Origin of the sequence: Mesorhizobium sp. BAC0120, assembly GCF_033542235.1 — a bacterium.
In the GTDB taxonomy this organism is placed as follows: Bacteria; Pseudomonadota; Alphaproteobacteria; order Rhizobiales; family Rhizobiaceae; genus JAWRCU01.
In genome coordinates this window covers 27983-48235 of the sequence record NZ_JAWRCU010000004.1, presented here as the reverse complement: position 1 = coordinate 48235, position 20253 = coordinate 27983, and the positions used below count along the sequence as shown (strand labels likewise).

Annotated in this window: 20 protein-coding genes and 3 pseudogenes; 14 read left to right on the top strand and 9 right to left on the bottom strand. The window is 60.8% G+C overall.

The features are described from left to right. Positions 1 to 30 precede the first annotated feature (30 nt). Both SAZ10_RS10580 and htpG read left to right on the top strand, forming a co-directional pair. Positions 31 to 261: a hypothetical protein gene (locus tag SAZ10_RS10580; protein WP_318609189.1), complete on the top strand. Its 231-nt coding sequence runs from the start codon at positions 31 to 33 to the stop codon at positions 259 to 261. Positions 262 to 396: 135 nt separating this feature from the next. Continuing rightward, a pseudogene (gene htpG / locus SAZ10_RS10575) lies at positions 397 to 2285 on the top strand (molecular chaperone HtpG). A 377-nt stretch (positions 2286 to 2662) separates the two neighbouring features. Here htpG and SAZ10_RS10570 read toward each other — a convergent pair. From SAZ10_RS10570 to SAZ10_RS10545, 6 genes are all read right to left on the bottom strand, one after another. Beyond that, positions 2663 to 3556: a transglutaminase family protein gene (locus SAZ10_RS10570; RefSeq protein ID WP_318609188.1), complete on the bottom strand. Its 894-nt coding sequence runs from the start codon at positions 3554 to 3556 to the stop codon at positions 2663 to 2665. Positions 3557 to 3565: 9 nt separating this feature from the next. Continuing rightward, positions 3566 to 3841 (bottom strand): DUF1488 domain-containing protein, encoded by a 276-nt coding sequence (locus SAZ10_RS10565; protein WP_318609187.1) that lies wholly within the window; start codon positions 3839 to 3841, stop codon positions 3566 to 3568. Then, positions 3838 to 4164, bottom strand: a complete 327-nt coding sequence (locus SAZ10_RS10560; protein ID WP_318609626.1) for a hypothetical protein — start codon at positions 4162 to 4164, stop codon at positions 3838 to 3840. The genes SAZ10_RS10565 and SAZ10_RS10560 overlap by 4 nt, the downstream gene beginning before the upstream one ends. A gap of 2 nt (positions 4165 to 4166) precedes the next feature. Further along, the gene (locus SAZ10_RS10555) at positions 4167 to 4403 is read right to left on the bottom strand and encodes a hypothetical protein (RefSeq protein WP_318609186.1); all 237 of its coding nucleotides are present in this window, start codon (positions 4401 to 4403) and stop codon (positions 4167 to 4169) included. A 102-nt stretch (positions 4404 to 4505) separates the two neighbouring features. Beyond that, positions 4506 to 4874: a hypothetical protein gene (locus SAZ10_RS10550; protein ID WP_318609185.1), complete on the bottom strand. Its 369-nt coding sequence runs from the start codon at positions 4872 to 4874 to the stop codon at positions 4506 to 4508. Then, a complete protein-coding gene (locus SAZ10_RS10545; protein ID WP_318609184.1) occupies positions 4871 to 5131 on the bottom strand; it encodes a hypothetical protein in 261 nt (86 codons plus the stop codon). Before SAZ10_RS10545 ends, SAZ10_RS10550 begins: the two co-directional genes overlap by 4 nt. Positions 5132 to 5636: 505 nt before the next feature. Here SAZ10_RS10545 and groES point away from each other — a divergent pair. The 11 genes from groES (at position 5637) to SAZ10_RS10490 (ending at position 15951) form a co-directional block, all read left to right on the top strand. After that, the gene (gene groES / locus SAZ10_RS10540; RefSeq protein WP_318609183.1) at positions 5637 to 5954 is read left to right on the top strand and encodes a co-chaperone GroES; all 318 of its coding nucleotides are present in this window, start codon (positions 5637 to 5639) and stop codon (positions 5952 to 5954) included. Between the two features lie 36 nt (positions 5955 to 5990). Continuing rightward, positions 5991 to 7628 (top strand): chaperonin GroEL, encoded by a 1638-nt coding sequence (groL, locus tag SAZ10_RS10535; protein WP_318609182.1) that lies wholly within the window; start codon positions 5991 to 5993, stop codon positions 7626 to 7628. Between the two features lie 153 nt (positions 7629 to 7781). Further along, on the top strand, positions 7782 to 8174 hold the full coding sequence (locus tag SAZ10_RS10530; RefSeq protein WP_318609181.1) for a hypothetical protein: 393 nt from the start codon (positions 7782 to 7784) through the stop codon (positions 8172 to 8174). Between the two features lie 12 nt (positions 8175 to 8186). Then, positions 8187 to 8471: a hypothetical protein gene (locus tag SAZ10_RS10525; RefSeq protein WP_318609180.1), complete on the top strand. Its 285-nt coding sequence runs from the start codon at positions 8187 to 8189 to the stop codon at positions 8469 to 8471. Between the two features lie 31 nt (positions 8472 to 8502). Further along, positions 8503 to 9540 carry a fatty acid desaturase gene (locus tag SAZ10_RS10520; RefSeq protein WP_318609179.1) on the top strand — a complete coding sequence of 346 codons (1038 nt, stop codon included), beginning with the start codon at positions 8503 to 8505 and terminating at the stop codon, positions 9538 to 9540. 319 nt (positions 9541 to 9859) lie between these two features. Further along, a complete protein-coding gene (locus SAZ10_RS10515) occupies positions 9860 to 11083 on the top strand; it encodes a GAF domain-containing sensor histidine kinase (RefSeq protein ID WP_318609178.1) in 1224 nt (407 codons plus the stop codon). Positions 11084 to 11167: 84 nt separating this feature from the next. Next, entirely contained in the window at positions 11168 to 11677 is a 510-nt protein-coding gene (locus SAZ10_RS10510) for a response regulator (RefSeq protein WP_318609177.1), read from the top strand. 40 nt (positions 11678 to 11717) lie between these two features. Continuing rightward, entirely contained in the window at positions 11718 to 12215 is a 498-nt protein-coding gene (locus tag SAZ10_RS10505; protein ID WP_318609175.1) for a ferritin-like domain-containing protein, read from the top strand. Between the two features lie 163 nt (positions 12216 to 12378). After that, a complete protein-coding gene (locus SAZ10_RS10500; protein WP_318609174.1) occupies positions 12379 to 13299 on the top strand; it encodes a hypothetical protein in 921 nt (306 codons plus the stop codon). A 109-nt stretch (positions 13300 to 13408) separates the two neighbouring features. After that, entirely contained in the window at positions 13409 to 14668 is a 1260-nt protein-coding gene (locus SAZ10_RS10495) for an FAD-dependent oxidoreductase (protein ID WP_318609173.1), read from the top strand. 122 nt (positions 14669 to 14790) lie between these two features. Then, a complete protein-coding gene (locus SAZ10_RS10490) occupies positions 14791 to 15951 on the top strand; it encodes a PHB depolymerase family esterase (RefSeq protein ID WP_318609172.1) in 1161 nt (386 codons plus the stop codon). A 79-nt stretch (positions 15952 to 16030) separates the two neighbouring features. Here SAZ10_RS10490 and SAZ10_RS10485 read toward each other — a convergent pair. After that, a pseudogene (locus SAZ10_RS10485) lies at positions 16031 to 18142 on the bottom strand (catalase). Positions 18143 to 18273: 131 nt separating this feature from the next. Continuing rightward, positions 18274 to 19131: a transglutaminase family protein gene (locus tag SAZ10_RS10480; RefSeq protein ID WP_318609171.1), complete on the bottom strand. Its 858-nt coding sequence runs from the start codon at positions 19129 to 19131 to the stop codon at positions 18274 to 18276. Between the two features lie 188 nt (positions 19132 to 19319). On the opposite strand from SAZ10_RS10480, the pseudogene SAZ10_RS10475 reads away from it, so the two are divergent. Continuing rightward, a pseudogene (locus SAZ10_RS10475) lies at positions 19320 to 19852 on the top strand (NYN domain-containing protein); the annotation flags it as partial. A gap of 92 nt (positions 19853 to 19944) precedes the next feature. Here SAZ10_RS10475 and SAZ10_RS10470 read toward each other — a convergent pair. Further along, positions 19945 to 20220, bottom strand: a complete 276-nt coding sequence (locus SAZ10_RS10470; protein WP_318609170.1) for a hypothetical protein — start codon at positions 20218 to 20220, stop codon at positions 19945 to 19947. Positions 20221 to 20253: the final 33 nt, after the last annotated feature.

Here is a 20253-nt window from a genome sequence, read left to right as displayed (position 1 = left end):
GCTTATGTCAGACTGACTTCGGAGAATGCCATGAATATGATGACAACCGTCGGGGCCGTTCCGTCTCCGACACATTCGGCCAAAGAGTTCCTGGCCCACGAAACGGAATGCCGGAGCGCGCTGAAGCCGCTGCTGGACGGCCTGATTGACATGGCCGAATCCGCTGGCTGGAGCCGCCGCACGGCTGCCTCGACGCTGATGTTCCTCGCCGCGCAGCATGTGTCAGCATCATCTGGGACGTCTGAGAGCAGCGGATCGTAGATCGCAGACCTCGCTTCCGGGCGAGCCTTCCAGCAGATAAGCTGGCGGGGGCGGCGGAGCCCGACCTTGAGACTTTTCCGCTTTCCTGCCATTCAAAATCGAAATTGACAGTTTGCACACAGCATTGGCGTTGAGATGACGACAGATACCACCGCGACGGAAACGAGAACATTCGAGGCGGACGTCTCGCGGCTGCTCCATATGATGGTGCATTCGGTCTATTCCGACCGTGATGTCTTCCTGCGAGAACTGATCGCCAACGCCGCCGATGCCTGCGAGAAGCTGCGTTATGAATCGATCGGCCGTCCCGAACTGCTGGGCGACGATCCCAGGCCGCGCATTGCCATCGCCGCCGATCCCGACAAAAAGCAGCTTGTCGTGGAAGATAACGGCACCGGCATGAGCCGCGACGAGATGGCGGAGGCGCTGGGCACTATCGCCCGATCGGGAACACGTGCCTTCATGGAGCGCATCGAAGCCGGCAAAGCAAATGAAGACACACAGCTGATCGGCCAGTTCGGCGTCGGTTGTTACTCCGCCTTCATGGTGGCTGACAGAGTGGACGTGATCAGCCGACAGGCGGGAAGCGAAGCCTGGCGCTGGTCCTCCGACGGAAAAGGTTCCTATGAGATTGGTCGGGTCGCATTTGATGAAGCGCCGAGCGCGGCACCCGCGTCGTACTTCATCTCATGGAGGACGCCACCTCCTACACCGAAAGCTATCAGCTCGAACGACTGGTGAAGTCACAGTCCGGCCACGTGCAAGTGCCGATCTCGCTCATCGAAAAGCCCGGTGCCGAAGCACGCGACATCGCGGACGGTACGGCCCTATGGGTGAAACCGAAGAGCGAGATCAAGCACGAGGAATATACGGATTTCTATCGCGGCATTGCCGGCCAGTATGACGAGCCAGCCGCGACGATCCATTTCCGCGCCGAGGGCCGGCAGGAGTACAGCGTTCTGGCCTTCGTGCCCGGTGCGCGTCCGTCCGACCTCTTCGATCAGGACCGCAAGGGGCGGATGAAGCTTTACGTGCGGCGCGTCTTCATCACCGACGATGCCGACCTCTTGCCGCGCTATCTCCGCTTCGTTCGCGGGCTGGTCGATTCCGCCGATCTGCCGCTCAACGTCTCGCGCGAGATGATCCAGGAAAGCCCGTTGCTGGCGGCGATCCGAAAGGGCGTCACCAACCGTATCCTTGGTGATCTCGTCAAACTGGCTGAGAATGATACGGAAGCCTATGCGAAGATCTGGGAGAACTTCGGAGTCGTTCTGAAGGAAGGTCTCTACGAAGACTACGAACGGCGCGAGCAACTGTTCAAGCTGGCCCGCTTCCGCTCGACTGCCTCCGGTGAGGCGTCGCGCAGCCTTGCCGATTACGTGTCTGCAATGAAGGAAGGGCAGAAGGCCATCTTCTTCATTGCCGGCGACGATCGCGCGCGGCTCGAAGCTTCGCCCCAGCTCGAGGGCTTCAAGGCACGCGGCATTGAAGTCCTGATGTTGACCGATCCGGTCGACAGCTTCTGGGTGACGATCGCGCCGGAATTCGAGGGGAAGCCGTTCAAATCGGTAACGCAAGGCGCGGCCGACCTCTCGGACATTCCACTGCTCGACGGCTCTGCAAAGCCGGACGCCGAAATATCATCGGAAATCGCCACGTTCCTGGCCTTCGTCAAAACAGCGCTCGGTGATGCTGTATCCGACGTGAAGGCCTCCGACCGCCTGACCGAGAGCGCGGTCTGTCTGGTCGCCCCTGAGCATGGCCCCGATCGGCAGTTCGAACGGCTGCTCAATGCGGCAGGCCGTCTCGACAAGGCTGCGAGGCCTGTTCTGGAAATCAATCCCCGGAACGAGCGCATCGTAGCGCTGGCAAAGCTTGGCAACGACGAGCGGGCCTTCAAGGAGGATGCGGCGCATCTTCTTTATGACGAGGCCCGTGTGCTTGACGGCGACAAGCCGGCGGATGCCAGGGCATTCTCGGAGCGGCTTGCACGCTTGATTGCGCGGGGGCTGTCCAGAGACTGAGCAAGGCAGGTTGGCAAGATCCCCAACGGCTATTTTCGGGACGACGTTAACTTCAACAAAGGGTGGAGTCGACATGGAGGAATGGCGAAGTTGGATCTGAGGCAGCCCACCGGATGCAACATTGCGATGGAGCGCTACCACCATTATAATGTTGTGATGAGTTTCATTTGCTGACGCTAACCGAAAGTCGCTTCAAATAAACTCCGCGCCAGTTCGAATCCCTTTCTGATACCGTGTGCTGACGGGGCACCTTCGGCAGCAATGCGCCCGCAATGTGGGCATTGATTATGCCTTTTGCCGGTGCACAAAAGCAGACATTGCCGAAGGCGAAGCTGTAGGGTGAGGTGCACCACTTTCAGACCTCCCAACAAAGTGGCTTAACGCCGACTTTTTGTGTCGGAATGCATCGCTCCGCGTATGTTCCCATCTCGGGAAGATGAGGCTTCGACATGTTTGTCACCGATCGGTCCCGGCACCTCATAAGTCCAGACCCGAAACGCCTTCAGGACATGCGGACCGAACGAATTGATCAGCGGTATGTCGGCCGCATCGCGGCCGCGTGCAACGACGATCCTGCCGATCCGTGGCGTGTTGTTGCGCGGATCGAATGTGTACCATTCGCCATCGAGGAAGACCTCGATCCAGGCGCTGTAATCCATCGGATCGACGACCGGCACGCCGATGTCGCCGAGGTGGCCGTTGACATAGCGGGCCGGAATATTGAGGCAGCGGCAGAACGCGACGGCAAGGTGCGCGAAGTCGCGACAGACGCCGACACGCTCGTGATAGGTCTCGAAGGCCGTTCGCGTCGAGCGGGCCTGCATGTAGTCGAAGTGGATGTGATTGTGGACGAAGTCGCAGATCGCCTGCACGCGGCCCCATCCCGGAGCAACGGTGCCGAATATATCCCAGGCGATCTGGCTGAGTCGGTCGGTCTCGCAATAGCGACTGCCCATGAGGTAGACGAGACTGTCGTCCGGAAGGTCAGGCACCGCTAGTTCACGAGCATTTAGTACCACCTTGTCCAGCCTGCCGTCATCCTCGATCGTGGCGTCGCCCCATATCGTCAGGTCGCCCGCCGGCGCAACGAGGCGCCGACAACGGTTACCGAAGAGACCGCGGTAGGTCGAGACCGATACGTCGGGAGTGGTGAATGTCGTTTCCGGCATCCTGATGTCGGCCGCGCGGTCCTCATGGACCGATAGCAGGCAGACCAGGGCCCTGGGCTGCTGGCATGTCAGCGTGATCTCATAGCCATAGCGGATCAGCATCTTGAGACGTTACCGGAAATCCGCGGCGGTCAGCGTGTAGGAATCGCGGCGGCCGTGGGAATAGGCCTCGCGCGCGACATCGTAGATGGATGGGCGCAACGCGTCGAAAGCCGACAGGCATTTGGCTTCCAGCGCCCCCGCCTCGCGTTTGGCAGCATCCGACCTCGTGAGCGCACCCACCTCGATGAAGAAGCGGATCTGGAACATGCCGTCATGGCCCATGAAGCGCACGGCGTTGCGGACTTCGTCGAAGCTGCGGCTTGGGTTGGGAAAGGTCAGCGTCATGACCCGCGCTCCGCCGTTTTGGGAACTGCCTTGAAGGACGAGAGTTCGATGCGTTCCCTGCGGCGTTCGGCGTTGCGCAGGTTGAGACGCAACATGCCACGCGTCGCATCCAGACGGCTCAGGCCGGTCATGGCATCGCCGCCGAAACGCGCTGGAACTCCGGTAAAGACATGATAGATAGTCCAGGAACGGTCGGCTTCGATACGACGGCCATATTGATGGTGCATGGAATCCTGGCTGGGCGCACCGCCCTCGTTTTCCCAGACGCTGATCGCGGCTGCAATTCGCTTCCGTTCAGTCTCCTTGACGTGCTGCATATTCATGGTCATTGTCTTCCTTCGTCCACTGCTTCCGGGTCGATGACGCCGGAGTAGTGCGTTTTGCCGTTCGCGTCGGTGATCGCCATGGAGTCGGGACGCTGTGGCATGTCGAGGGTTCGCGCCAACAGCCGCGCGGCTGCAATGGCGCCGTCGAGATCGTCGACCTCAAGGGCTTCACGACCGATGACGGCATGGGCATCGTCGGCGTCGCGGGTCCTGTAGAATTCGATCACGATCTTCATCGTTCTTGCCCACCGGTATCGCATCGCGGTCATCAGCCCTTGCCATTGCCACGCGAAGCGTTGCTGTTTGTGGCGAGCTTGATCGGGTTGCTGAACGCGCCTTCAGGCTTGGGCGGCGCCTTTTCCTGCTTCGGCTTCCTGATCTCGCGATTGCTGCGTTTCTGTCCCTTGGCCATGGCCGAACGTCCTTTCGATGAGGGTTGCGCCTTCGCTGGATTGCGAGGGACGGACCGGTTCGAGGCTGTCCGGTGTCGCCACCCGCTCATTGCGTTCGTCATCGTTGCGGATGCGGTCCTGGAGCGAATCTCCTCTCGGCGGGAGCGTGCCGGTGATGCGGTAGACTTCCGAGGTTTTCGGGAATGTGCCGAAATTGCCGCGCAGGTGAACGGCCTGGCCCACCGCAAAAAGATGGGTTGCGGGGGCGGGTCGGACCGATCGGGCACCGGGTTGCCGGGCGCTTAGATAAGTCATGGTTGTTTGTCCTTTTCGAGTGCGGCGTCGAGGTCCGCCGGATTGATCGGCACCATCTGCTGCGTCGGTCCGCGCATCCCGATGCCAGGCAAGTGAATGAAAGCGCCGACACGTCGCCAGCCAAGCCAGGAGGCGCCCTCGATCGCTTCCTCGTCATGGTCGACGCGATAGTCGCCGGCCGGTTGCGGCGTATCGAAGTCCGGCAAGCTGAATGGCGCGGAGAAATGGACGACTGTCTGTGTGGTACGGCTGGCCATGGTTGCGATTCCCGCAGACGCACGCGGAGGCGCCTCCTGCATTATTCCCATCCGAACCGGAACGATGCCGACGCTGCCAGTACATCCGTGGTCAGCGTCGGCGTTCATTCCAGGGTTCGAACGGAGCGACACATGCGCCGGATTGGCGCAATAGAGCCGCTGTCGAGAATTCGGTGGTGAATGGCGGGTCTCTGACACCGCAAAACCCAAATCGGCCAAATCAACGAGCCACTTATATGCACCTCAATTGAGGTGCGAACAAGGCGTGGCATGCTTTTATTTATTTTCAGCCGTAAATTAAAAATCCCGATTTACAGAAAATAAACAATCGATTGAAAACAACAGTACGACCCTCAAAAAGCGATAATTTCTGTAAATTATATGAGATGATCGAGGAAATATTTTCAAATACGTAAGAATTAAATTTGGCACTCCTATCAATCGAGTGCCAAACGCCCTATGTTGGTGACGTGGCAGCCCTACGCGCAGCCTCAGAAAGATCCCAATGAAATTCCGGCCGCTCCACGACCGCGTCGTCATCCGGCGTGCGGAAGGTGATTTGAAATCCAGAGGCGGGATCATCATTCCCGACACCGCGAAGGAAAAGCCGCAGGAAGGCGAGGTGATCGCCGCGGGCCCCGGTTCTTGGGACGAGAACGGCACACTGATCCCGCTCGACGTCAAGGCGGGCGACTTCATCCTGTTCGGCAAATGGTCCGGCACCGAGGTCAGGATCGACGGCGAGGATCTCCTGATCATGAAGGAGGCTGACATCATGAGCATCGTCGAAAAGACCGAAGCGGCCGCCGAGAGGGCGGCCTGACCGCGTCCTCATTCAAGAATCGATTGGACAAACATCATGTCTGCCAAGGAAATCAAATTCTCCACCGACGCTCGCGACCGAATGCTGCGCGGTGTCGAACTGCTCAACAATGCCGTCAAGGTGACGCTTGGACCCAAGGGCCGCAACGTCGTCATTGACAAGGCCTATGGCGCGCCGCGCATCACCAAGGATGGCGTCACGGTCGCCAAGGAGATCGAGCTCGCCGACAAGTTCGAGAACATGGGCGCGCAGATGGTGCGCGAGGTAGCCTCCAAGACCAACGATCTTGCCGGCGACGGCACCACGACCGCGACCGTGCTTGCCGCCTCGATCCTGCGCGAAGGCGCCAGGCTGGTCGCCGCTGGGATGAACCCGATGGATTTGAAGCGCGGCATCGATCTCGGCGTCGCCGCCGTCGTCAAGGAAATCCAGGCGCAGTCGAAGAAGGTCAAATCTTCGGAAGAGATCGCCCAGGTCGGCACCATCGCTGCGAATGGCGACGCCGGCGTCGGCGCCATGATCGCCAGGGTGATGGACAAGGTCGGCAACGAGGGCGTCATCACCGTGGAGGAAGCCAGGACGGCAGAGACCGAGCTCGACGTGGTCGAGGGCATGCAATTCGATCGCGGCTATCTTTCGCCCTACTTCGTCACCAATGCCGAAAAGATGCGCGTGGAACTGGAGGACCCTTACATCCTCATCCACGAGAAGAAGCTCGGCAACCTCCAGGCCATGCTGCCGATCCTCGAAGCCGTCGTGCAGAGCGGCAAGCCGCTGCTGATCATCTCGGAAGATGTCGAGGGCGAGGCGCTGGCGACGCTCGTGGTCAACAAGCTGCGCGGCGGCCTGAAGGTCGCGGCCGTCAAGGCGCCGGGCTTCGGCGACCGCCGCAAGGCCATGCTGGAAGACATCGCCGTGCTGAGTGCCGGACAGATGATCTCCGAGGACCTCGGCATCAAGCTGGAAAACGTCACGCTGGACATGCTCGGGCGCGCCAGGCGGGTCGTGATCGAGAAGGATACGACCACGATCATCGATGGTGCCGGAGACAAGGCCGGAATTGCCTCGCGTATCGCCCAGATCAAGGCGCAGATCGAAGAAACGACATCGGACTACGACAAGGAGAAGCTGCAGGAGCGGCTGGCCAAGCTCGCCGGCGGCGTCGCGGTGATCCGCGTCGGCGGTGCGACCGAGACCGAGGTCAAGGAGAAGAAGGATCGCATCGACGACGCGCTGAACGCCACACGCGCGGCGGTTGAGGAAGGCATCGTTCCGGGCGGCGGCGTCGCACTGTTGCGCACAAGGACTGCGCTGGCTTCGCTGACGGGCGCCAATGCGGACGTCACCGCTGGCATTTCGATCGTGCTCAGGGCGCTCGAAGCCCCGATCCGGCAGATCGTCGATAACGCCGGCGTCGAGGGCTCGATCGTCATCGGCAAGCTCACGGACAGCAAGGATCGCAACCAGGGCTTCGACGCGCAGACGGAGACCTATGTCGACATGATCAAGGCCGGCATCGTCGATCCCGCCAAGGTCGTTCGCACCGCCTTGCAGGATGCCGGCTCGATCGGCGCCCTGCTGATCACCGCGGAAGCGATGATCGCCGATATCCCGGTGAAAGATTCCGCCGCCTCGGCAGCCGGAAATGGCGGTATGAGCGCAATGGGCTACTAGGCGCATCGACAGTCGCGGATGCCTGGGATGGCGTCTAGCAATCCCGCATTTCGTTTCAGGCCGTCGCGCCCGAGCCGATATGCGAAGGCAGTGCCTCAACTCTCCGCCGACGGCGGAGGGTAATCGGAACTTCAATCAGAAAGGATTGATACCATGGCCATGCAAAGTACGACGAATCGATCCTTCTCACGGCGTTGGGAAGACTATCAGCCTTCGAAGACCATGCTGGTCTGGGCGTGCATTGCGGCGGTCGTCGCCACGATGGTCGTCGGCTTTAGCTGGGGCGGCTGGGTGACCGGCGGCACCTCACAGGCGATGGCGGCGACGGCCGGCGACAACGCACGCGGAGAACTGGCGTCCGCCATATGCGTCGAAAGGTTCAACGCGGCGCCGGATAAGGCGGCGAAACTTGCTCAGTTGAAGGCCCTGGCCGACAGCTACGCGAAACGGCAGTTCATCGAGGCCGGCGGCTGGGCGACCATGCCCGGACAGACCAGCCCAGATAGGCTGGGCGTCCAGGCTTGCGCCATGGCTCTCGCCGCATAGATTCGAGGCGAGATGTCCCTGATCGCCGGGCAGGTTTCCGGCGATCTCTTTCGCCATCCACCAGCGACAGGAATCTATTCGATGGCCAACTCTGTCAAGAAAGCCGATCCGAAGCCGGCAACAAAAGAGAACGAACAAAACCGCTTCGAAAACATCCGCAAGGCGGCTGCCGAACGGCGCCGGAAAGCCTACACCGACGGCATGCTCGTCAGACGGCCGAGGACAACCGCCTCTTATGAAAACCCAATCGTGGTGACTTCTCTACACCACGGCTTTTGCGTCCGGACCGTTCCGTAAAGCAGTCTCCAAACCTATCGAGGCACGACCATTGTCGTTGACGAAAGCCACATCTCCTGCGCTCCGAGGCGGCGAACGGGCCTGGCCGAAGGTTCTCGCCAGCTACCGGGAGCCGCGCAGGGGGCGCAGCTTGCTCGAACTGATGGTGACGCTTGTCCCGTTCGTCTGCCTTTGGACGCTCGCCGCGATGGCGGTGTATCATGGCGTCTGGTTGGGAATGGCGCTGACTGTTCCGGCGGCAGGCTTCCTGCTTCGCCTGTTCATGATCCAGCACGATTGCGGCCATGGTTCCTTCTTCGCCCACCGCAAGGCGGATGACTGGACCGGTCGCGTGATCGGCGTCTTGACGTTCACGCCTTACGATTACTGGCGTCGTGCACATGCGGCGCATCACGCCTCGGCCGGTAATCTCGACGCGCGCGGCGTCGGCGACATCACGACCCTGACCGTGGCCGAGTACCGGTCCCTGTCGCGATCGCGCCGGCTCGCATACCGGCTCTACCGCAACCCGGCCGTGATGTTCGGCATCGGCCCCATCTGGCTTTTCCTGTTCAAGCAAAGGCTGCCCTTCGGCATGATGCGCTCAGGGCTCGAACCGTGGGTCTCGACCATCACGACCAACTTGGCGATCCTGGTTCTGGCCCTCGGCCTCGTCTGGCTGGTCGGCATCGGGTCGTTCATGCTCGTGCAACTGTCGGTCGTGGTGATGGCCGGATCAGCCGGTATCTGGCTGTTCTACGTCCAGCATCAGTTCGAGGAAACGCACTGGTCGCAAAAGCAGCAATGGCAATTCCAGGACGCCGCTCTGCACGGCTCCTCATATTATGAACTGCCCTTTGTCTTGCGATGGCTGACGGCCAACATCGGCATTCATCACGTCCACCACCTTTCGAGCAGAGTGCCGTATTACCGGCTTCCGGAAGTGCTGAGGGACTACCCGGAACTGTGCGGCATCGGCCATATCACCATCATGCAAAGCTTCCGTTGCTTGAAGCTCGTTCTTTGGGATGAAAACAGCCAGCGTCTCATCTCGTTTCGTGAGGCACGTCATAGGACGACATCACGGTAGCAGGCGACGACATCGCTTTGCCGTGAAGAGCTGCCCCTTGCGAGTCCGAGTGTCGCCTTGGCTGCAAGCCGACCTTCTCCGCCTGCTCTACAAGAGATTGCACGGGCAGATCGGCGATACGGTCAAGATGTTCCTTCAAATGGACAGTCTTTCTGTCCGGCCAAAGGCTCGTTACGATCGCCGGCAAGTTGCGTTTCCAATTGCGATCCGCCTCTCTTTGGCGCATTGTTAGGATGGATTGTGCCATGGGCGCCGAGTTCGTCTCAGCGCGCCGCCGGCACGGAGATGTCTCCGCTACAATCTCACCGAGAGCCAACAATTGAAAAGCGACTACCAGGCGGACATCGACGCCATCGGGAAGATTGACGCAGTGCCGACCATCCTCGACGTGGTGTGCCGAACTACGGGAATGGGATTTGCGGCTGTCGCACGCGTCACCGAGGATCGCTGGATCGCGTGCAGCGTGCTGGACCATATCGCGTTCGGCCTTCAGCCCGGAGGTGAGTTGAAGGTCGCAACCACCATCTGCCACGAGATTCGCCAAAGCGGAGATCCCGTCATCATCAACAACGTCGCAGAAGATCCCATCTATTGCGGTCATCCGACGCCGGCGATGTATGGCTTCCAGAGCTATATCTCCATGCCGATCTTTCGCAAGGACGGCTCCTTCTTCGGGACGCTCTGCGCTATCGATCCGAAGCCGGCCAAGCTCAAGGATCCGGAAATCGTCGGCATGTTCAGGCTCTTTGCAGAATTGATCGCCGCCCATCTCGATTCCGTCGATCAGATCGCCGTGAGCGAGCAATTGCTTGCCCGGGAAAGAGCGTTCGGCGCGATGCGGGAGAAGTTCATCGCAGTGCTCGGCCATGATCTGCGCAATCCGCTCGCCTCTATCGTCTCCGGAGCCAAGCTGCTGATGCGCAGGCATGAGGCGGAACCCGACAGCAGACAGATCCTGCTGCTGATGCAGGGAAGCGTGCTACGCATGCGTGGTTTGATCGACAATGTCGCGGACTTCGCGAGATCCCGGCTGGGAAGCGGGCTGACGCTCGATCTGGAGGCGGATGCCCATCTCCTCGAGCGAACACTCGATCAGGTTGTCGACGAACTGCGGACCGCGCACCCTGATCGGTCGATCATTGCCGAGGTCTCGGTGGAACACGCCGTGCCGGTGGACAACGGTCGCATCGCACAACTTCTTTCCAATCTGATCGGCAATGCCTTGAGCTACGGCGACGTGGATAAGCCGGTCCGCGTGTCAGCAAAAGCAGATAAGGCGGGTTTCGAACTCGCCGTGGAGAACAGCGGCACTCCAATTCCGGCAGAGACGCTTGCAAACCTTTTCGAGCCATTTGCGAGAGGCGAAGGTGGACGGAATGTCGAAGGTCTCGGCCTTGGGCTGTTCATCGCTTCCGAGATTGCGAAGGCCCATGGCGGAACGCTTGGAGTGACATCGGACGCCTCGTCGACGAGATTTGTTCTGGATATCCGTGCATCATCGCCGGCTCGGAAAAATTCCAGCCACCCGGAACCAAACGACTAAACGGGCGGTTCTCTCTACTTGCAGCGAGCTGCCATTCCCGATGCGCGGAGGCTTGGATGCAATTCTGCATCATATGGAGCCTCGGTGACCTCCCGCCCTGCAGCCAAGATACTCGCTGTCGAGGATGAGCCGCTCATCCGGATGGATCTGGTGGCATCGCTGGAAGATATGGGTTTCCCGGTTCTCGAGGCGGCCAATGCCGACGAGGCGATCGCGATGCTGGAATCCGATCCTGCCATCATGACGGTGATCACGGACGTGGACATGCCGGGAACCATGGATGGCCTCACTTTGACCTTTGTGGTTCGGGACCGGTGGCCGCCCTGTCACCTAATCGTCGTGTCCGGCCAAAGGAGACCGAATACATCGGATATGGCCGAAGGCAGCCGGTTCATTAGAAAGCCGCTCACGACAGCTGACCTTCAAAGAACGCTCGCCGAATTGGACGTCGGAACCTGGCGATCGCTTTCCGAGAGCACACTACGAATCAGTTTTATCCGCTTCAGAGCGCGCTCCGCGCGCAGTGAGAGCGGGGGCATGCGGAACCTTTCGGCTTGCGGGACGCTGTATGTGATGCGCTTCACGACCTCGTGAATGGCAGCGCTCACAAGATGCGCACCAAAGGAAAACTCCCATGGCAAAAGAAAAGACACTGGAAGATCTCTTCCACGATACGCTCAAGGACATTTACTACGCAGAACGCAAGATCCTGAAGGCCCTTCCCAAGATGGCCCGCGCGGCATCATCGCCTGAACTCAAGGCGGCGTTCGAGAAGCATAAGGACGAGACCGAGGGCCACGTCGACCGCCTGCAGCAGGTTTTCGAACTGATGGGCAAGCGGCCTCAGGGCAAGACCTGCGACGCCATCGAAGGCATCATCTCTGAAGGCGAGGAGATCATCGAAACCTTCAAGGGCACGGCAGCGATCGATGCCGGCCTCATCTCGTCGGCCCAGGCCGTAGAGCATTACGAGATCACGCGTTACGGCACACTCAAACGCTGGGCCGAGGTCCTCGGCATGGCAGAGGCCTCCAAACTGCTCGACCAGACGCTCGGCGAGGAGTCCATGACCGACAAGGCCTTGACCGGCTTGGCGGACGCATCCGCCAACGAGATGGCCAAGGCCGCCTGACCCACATTCAGCCACCCGGCGCCGCCGCGGTGGCTGGCTTCTTTTCAGCTTTCATACCTTCGACAGGAGACCATCATGGGTCGCGGCATTCTGCTCTGGCTACTCGGGGTTCCGATTCCGATCATCATCCTTCTCGCTCTGTTCATGCGATAGGAGGACAATCATGGCTTCAACCATCCTCGCCACTGACGTGGCCGCTCCGGTCGAGTCATCCTCGTCGGCCGTCAGCTGGGGGCCTATCGTCGCCGGCGCCTTCGCGGCCGCGACGCTCACCTTCATCTTGATGCTTCTTGGCTCCGGCCTCGGCCTCACCATGGTTTCACCGTGGTCCAACACGGGCGCCAGCGTCACAACCTTCGCGGTCTCGACGGCGATCTGGCTCGTCATCGTGCAATGGCTGTCGTCCGGGCTCGGAGGCTATCTGACCGGGCGTCTTCGCACGAAATGGGTCGGCATCCATACCGACGAGACTTTCTTCCGCGATACCGCGCACGGGTTCATGGCCTGGGCGCTGGCGACGCTGCTCGTCGTCTTCGTGCTGGGCTCGGCCCTGTCGGCGGCAATCGGCACGGGCGTTCAGGCGGCGTCCAAAGTGGCATCCGGAGCTGCGATGGGCGCCTCGGCGGGAGCATCGGCAAATGCCGGAGACGGTGGTGGAACCGATGCGACCTCCTATTTCGTCGACTCCCTCTTCCGTCCCGCCGATGCTGCAAGACTGGCGGCACCGGGAGCGGAAGGCGACACGGCTGCGGCCGCGCAGGCCTCGCGGATCCTCATCGCCAGCGCGGCAGCGGGAGAAATGTCCGCAGACGACAAGGCCTATCTTGGCCAACTCGTAGCAGCCCGCACGGGATTGTCTCAAGCCGATGCAACCGCGCGCGTCGATGCCGTCCTGGCCCAGGTCGAGCAGGCCAAGGTAACCGCGCAGGAAGCTGCCGACACCGCACGCAAGGCCGGAGCGACGTTCGCGCTGGTCGGTGCACTACCGTTGCTGGTCGGCGCCTTCATCGCCAGCGCCGCCGCGGCGCTCGGCGGCAGGCAGCGCGACGATGACGAGATCGCCTACGTGACCACATCAAGATAGCCGGTTCTCGGCTGGTCTTGCTCGGCATGGTCGGCCCGCAACCATCTTCGATGGACCCCGGTGATCATTCGCCGGGGTTCATGTTTTCACTCATACCCTGGCGACCACGATGACGCGCAAGCTCGACCTGCGGACCGGCGTTCCTGTTTGGGAGGCCTACCGCGCTCCCCGCATACCGACGCAAAAGCTGACGCGAGACGTCACGTGCGACGTGCTGGTAGTAGGGCTCGGCATCAGCGGCGCAATGCTGGTCGAGGTGCTTTCCGCTCGGGGTCTCACGATCATTGGTGTCGATCGTCGTGGCAGCATGCTCGGCTCTACGCCGGCGACCACCGCGCTGGTGCAGTTCGAGATCGATCAACCGCTCTCTGGCCTCAGCCGGAAGATCGGAAAACTCGACGCCGAACAGGCGTGGAGACGATCGCGTCTGGCGGTAACCAACCTGCAAGGTCGCATCAGTGAACTCGGTATCGCCTGTGACATGACTGGAACCCAATCCTTGTATCTCGCGGGGAATGCTCTCGATCCCGGAGAATTGCGACTGGAGGCGGAGGCCAGGTCCAACGCTGGAATACGCGCGAGCTATCTGACGCCCGCCGTTCTCAAGGAGAAGTTCGGCATCGACCGCAAGGGCGCAATTCTCAGCCATGACAATCTGGCCCTCGATCCGCGCAAGCTCACCGCCGGCTTTCTCGGCAAGGCGCTCGACCGAAAAGCCCGCTTCTACGCTCCCGTCGAGGTCGCAGGCCTTGCCACCGGGCCGACCGGCGTTCGCGCGAAAACCAAGGACGGGCCGGTGATCTCCGCCAGACATGTCGTGCTGGCAACGGGCTACGAATTCCTGGACATCGTGCCCTCCGACACCCATTCCGTGATCTCCACCTACGCCATCGCAACGAAGCCGCAGAAGAGTGCGCTTTGGCCCGGCGCGGCTTTAGTCTGGGAGGCGTCCGATCCCTATCTCTACATGCGCGCGACAGCCGACGGACGTGTGATCTGCGGCGGCGAGGACGAGGACTTCGTCGACGAGGCGAGACGGGACAGTCTGCTCGCAGCCAAGACGCGGACGATTTCCACCAAGCTGAAGCATCTGTTTCCGCAACTGGATACCGCGGCCGAGTTCGCTTGGACCGGCTGCTTCGGCACCACGACGACCGGGTTGCCCTATATCGGCGAGTTGCCCGGTCATCCCGGTATCTTCGCCGTCCAAGGCTATGGCGGCAACGGAATCACCTTTTCGCAGATCGCGTCGGAGATCATTTCGACCACGATTGCAGGGCGTGACGATACGGACGCAAAGCTGTTCGCCTTTGGTCACACAGGCATGGTCAGGAAGCTGGTAGACGCGGCAGGCAAACTCATGGCTTGACTCCAGAAATCTACTCATCTGAGCATCTCCCTTGTTATGGTGCAGTGCAGCGACGATATTGCTGCAGGTGCGTTGCACCCATTGCCGTCCAATTCCGGGCGTCATCAACAAGGACGGCCCACTTGCGAAAAATCTCCGATACGATCGCGCGGCTTGCCGCGCTGAAGCCTCGCGACCCAGGCTCTTCCGGTAACCTTGGCGCGCCCGACCGTCTTTCGGCGCTAACCGGCTTCGGCTCCAACCCCGGCGCTTTGAATGCGAAATTCTATCTTCCTGATGACCTGCCGGAAGGTGCGCCGCTCGTTGTGGTGTTGCATGGCTGCACGCAGAGCGCGGCAGGCTACGACCATCATTCAGGCTGGTCGCAGCTTGCCGATGAAGCCGGCTTCGCGCTGCTCTATCCCGAGCAGCAGCGAACCAACAATCCAAATCTGTGCTTCAACTGGTTTCAGCCTGCCGATGTGAAGCGGGATGCCGGTGAGGCGCTTTCGATACGCCAGATGATCGAGGCGATGGTGAAGGCGCATAGCCTGGACCGGAAACGCATCTTCGTCACGGGCCTCTCTGCCGGGGGCGCCATGGCTGCGACCATGCTTGCATCCTATCCTGATGTCTTCGCCGGCGGCGCAATCATTGCCGGCCTCGCTTATGGCAGCGCGAAGACCATCCCGGAAGCGTTTGACCGCATGCGAGGCCATGGTAGCCCCTCGGACGAGGAGTTGCGGCGCATGCTGCGTGACGCGTCTCCGCATCGGGGCCCATGGCCCAGGATCTCGATCTGGCAGGGGACGAGTGACCAGACCGTCGACGTTTCGAATGCCAAGGCGATCGCCAGCCAGTGGTGGGGCGTCCACCAGATCCAAACCGCGCCTACGCACACTCGCACCGAGGGCAAGAACACGCGGCAGGTCTGGCGCGATGCCAGCGGAGAGGTCGTGCTGGAGGTTAACATCATTGCCGGAATGGGCCATGGCACGCCAATCGACAAGAATGGCTACGGAACACCGGGACCATACATGCTGGATGTCGGCATCTCCTCGACGCAGGAGATCGCGCGGTTCTGGGAGATCGCGGACGGAGAGGCAAGGCCTTCTGCCGGGTCGAAGCGGCGGGACATCGTCGTCTATTCCCCGCCGCCCATCGGAACCCAATCCAATGCCGGACCAAGGATGCCGGCGCGATCTCCGGAGGTGTCGACGGCTCCGAAGCGGGAGGCGTCACCCGCGTCAGGTGTGCAGAAGATTATCGAGGACGCCCTGCGGACCGCCGGGCTGATGCGCTGATAGCTAGCCCGTATCGGAATGTGCGTCTCAACGAAGGAGCCAGCCACGGCTGGCTCTTCGGCCCTGCTCAGGCACCGTGCTACAGCTTGACCGCCGCCTCTCGGGACCAGAGGCGGAGCTTTCGGCACGTCTCGATGAATCCGGCAATCGCCTTCGTTTCGCCGAGACCGATCAGCCCCTCATCGACGTCCGGATCGACGCCGGCTTTCCGCAACGGCGTCGCGGCGCCGGGCGTAAACCCGATGAACTTGCAATGGGCAAAGGCGTCGGCGACGAAGTCGCGCGCGGCGGCCTCGCCGGTGAGGCGTTCGGCACCTTCCTCGGAGAGGACCAGCGCCACGGCGTCGAACAGGACCGAAGGCCCACCATCGATCATGTGCTTGGCAGAGATTGTACTTCCGTCCGCCGCTTCGACACCGCCAACCTTTGGAGCGATGACTTCCATCGTCGCGCCTTCCTTCTCGATCGGGGTTCGGAGCTTCTTCAGAAGCGACGCGTCAGCGCCAGGGCTGACCAGCACGCCGATCTTGCGGCCCGCGAAACTATCCGGTCCGTTCGCGATGATGCTGAGCGCGGGTGACGGTTGGAGATCGTCGCGTGGGGCAACTGCCGCGTCCGCCGGCTTGGGCAGCTCCTTGATGCCGAGCTTGTCGGCGACCGTTTCGGCCAGTCCTTCGTCGATGTTGAGCAGAAGTGAAATCATCCGTTCGCGAATGACGGGCGTCTCGACCTTGCTCAATTCGAAGGTCAGCGCCATGGCGATGTGTTTCTGCTCTGGCGCGGTCTGGCTGTCGAAGAACAGGCGCGCCTGGCTGTAGTGATCGGCAAAGCTTGCCGCGCGCAGCCGGACCTTCTGGCCTTCCATGGCTTCGGGAAATGACTGGAAGCCGCGCTGTGGCGATTCCCTTGGACCTTCGCCGAACGAGTTCGGCTGGTAATTCACCCGCCCGACCGGATTGCGCATCGCCATGTGGCCGTCCTGCTGGAAATGGTGGAACGGACATTTCGGCGCGTTGATCGGAAGGTGCGTGAAATTGGTCGAGCCGAGCCGTTTGATCTGCGTATCAAGATAAGAGAAGTTGCGGCCTTGCAGCAGTGGATCGTTGGAGAAATCGACGCCGGGCGGTACGTTTTGCGTCATGAACGCGACCTGCTCGGTCTCGGCAAAGAAGTTGTCCGGCATGCGGTCGAGAACCAGGCGGCCCACCGCGATCGGCTCGATAACTTCCTCGGGGATGAGCTTGGTCGGATCGAGCACGTCGAAGTCAAAACTGTCGGCGAAATCCTGATCGAAGAGCTGGACCCGCAATTCGCATTCCGGAAAATTGCCGGACTGGATCGCGTCCCAGAGATCGCGGCGATGGAAATCAGGATCGGCCCCATTGATCTTGACTGCCTCGTTCCACACCACCGACTGCAGGCCGAGCTTGGGCTTCCAGTGGAACTTGACGAAGATGGACTCATCCTTCTCATTGAGGAAGCGGAACGTGTGCACGCCGAAACCTTCCATAAAGCGGAAGGAGCGGGGGATCGCCCGATCAGACATGACCCACATGATCATGTGCATGGATTCCGGCGTCAGCGAGATGAAGTCCCAGAAAGTGTCGTGGGCGGATGCGGCCTGCGGAAAACCCCGGTCGGGCTCCGGCTTTACCGAGTGAATGATGTCGGGAAACTTGATGGCATCCTGGATAAAGAAAACTGGGATGTTGTTGCCGACGATGTCCCAGTTGCCCTCCTGCGTGTAGAGCTTGACGGCAAAGCCGCGCACGTCGCGTGCAAGGTCGGCGGACCCTTCGCTGCCGGCCACAGTGGAGAAGCGAACGAAGGCAGGGGTCTTCTCGCCGGCACGCTGGAAAATGTCAGCGCGCGTGTATTTGGCGAGCGACTCATAGGTCTCGAAATACCCGTGCGCCCCGTAGCCGCGTGCATGCACCACCCGCTCCGGGATGCGCTCGTGGTCGAAGTGGAAAATCTTCTCGCGGAAGTGGAAGTCCTCGATCAGGGTCGGTCCATGCTCGCCTAGCTTTAAGGTGTTCTGGTCGTCGGCAACCGGAACGCCCTAAGCCGTCGTCAGGACAGGAGCATCGCCTTCCGCGATCTGGTGCAGCTCGCCGCCATTGCCGCGCTCAAGTTTCTGGTCATGGATCGTCGCGGGCGTGCCCGACGACTGTCTAGCGCTCTTGGCCATGGAAATTCCTTTGAAGGTGAATTGCGCGTTGCGCGTCTTCCTCAATGAAGTGGCCGGCGTTCAGTTCCTGTGTCTTTTACAGGTAGAAGGAGAATGGAGGGTCCGCGTCGTTTCCACCGGCTTGAGCGAGATTATGATTCTGGCGTGACTTTGACCGCGACATCCAAGGCAAGGAAATCTGCTGGGCTTCCGACATAGCCGCCCACGATGGGCATGATCTGGCGGTTGCTTCGGGCAACCGCGACCGGGATGAGGTTGGCGCCGCCGAGTCGACGATGCGTCGGATCAAAGGCGATCCATCCAGCGCCGGGAAGATAGACCTCGGCCCACGCATGAGTCGATCCTGGGTCGTCTGTCTTTTGCTGTGCATCGAATAGGTAACCAGAGACGGCGCGGGCGCCGAAGCCGAGATGGCGGACGGCCTCGATGAACAGCGCGGCGATATCGCGGCATGAGCCGCTCGCTAGCATCAGCGTTTCCAGGGGCGCCTGCGTGCCTTCTTCGTCCCGCATGCGATACGCCACCGAGCTGAGGATGCCGGCATTAAGGTCTTTCAGGAGCGAAAGCGTATCGGTTGTCGCACCGCGAACAAACGCTCGCGCCCAATCGGCCATGCGCCCCTCGGGATCTTCATGTTCCGGAATGCGCAGTGCGCCCAGATCGGCCAGATCATCGGGGGGATATTCGAATGGGAAGGAATGCGCCTCGGGCGTGATCCGGAACACCGGCCATGCCACCGCCGACTGCTCGACCTTGAACTCGCTTGCAATGACCAGTTCTGCGGCTGGCTCCAAGAAGCTGCCAGTTGCGATGAGGTTGCCGAAGACGTCCTGCGTCCACTCAAGTTGCGCGACCAGCGAGCAGACAAGTGAACTTGTCAGCAAGACAACTTCATGGCTGCCCCGTGGCCGCAGAATCATGCGGTGCGGCTGAAAGATTACGGGTCGAGCATAGCGGTAGCTCGTCCTGTGGTGGATGGCCAGTCTCATCTACTCCGCCGAAAGGCCGCTGGCCCTCATGATCATCCTCGTGGAATTTCAAGCGAAGTCCCCAGTACAGACCGAAATCGCCGGGTATGCATGCAGAACGCGCCTGTAGCGCGATCGTTGCTGTGACACCTAAATTGATATGCAGTCGGGAGGGTATGCCTGCACGGATAACGCCGCCTCGAAACACGTATACGACAGGCAAGAACCCATGCGACATCACTCTGGTCATCGACGCCATGGACCTTTATTCACAGCGGGCGCTTCAACGGCTTCTGCCTGGTTTCCTCCGACAGCGATTTCACCCGGCTCGCCGCCCGAATCCGCGAGCAGGACATCGACGTGTTCGGCTTTAGCGAGCAGAAGACGCCCGAGAGTTTCGTCAGGCTTGCCGCCGGTTCGTCTATACCGAGAACCTATTACCGTCCGCTCCTGCGAACGAACCGGAAGCTGAGCCGAACATGAAACCTTTGCAGCCGCCGTCCACGGCAGTGCCGATCATCCGCAAGGTGATCGCTCAGATGGAAAGCGAGGATGGCTGGGTTCCGCTCGGTGCGGTCGGCACGCAGCTTGCCAATCTGGCTTCCGATTTCAATCCTTCAGCTTCCGCAAGCTGAGCGATCTCGTGCGCAAGACCGCCACCTTCGACATCGATCATCCCGAGGGAGGGATGCTGCGCATAACGATCAAGCCGGAGGCGGCGAGAAAGGCACGGCGGACGTAATCGTTGTGACGCGATACGCCTCTTTTTTTCATTTATCTATCCGCAGGTCGGAGCGTCGCAGGTTACGTTCGAAGGCCGACTGCCGAAGCCGATCACTTTGACGTATGCTCCTTGTCGGCGGCCAGCCTTTCCATATCCTCCCGGTCCTGTTCGGTGCTCAGTTGCCTGAGCAGATCGATCAAGGCCTTGCCTTCAGGTGAACCAGTCCCGCGGGCAATGAAGGTGGCGATGTCGACCTCGGAAGCCTGGCCACCCGAAGCCTGGTTCGGCTCATGCCTCACGAAAATGTCGCCTTCGCCGCCGGGTTTGACGACCAGCCAGCAGTCGCCGTTCGAACTGGTGTAGAACGCCCGACAGGGGTTTGCCATGGAATATCCTTTGACTGCTTGCCAAGGACTCGA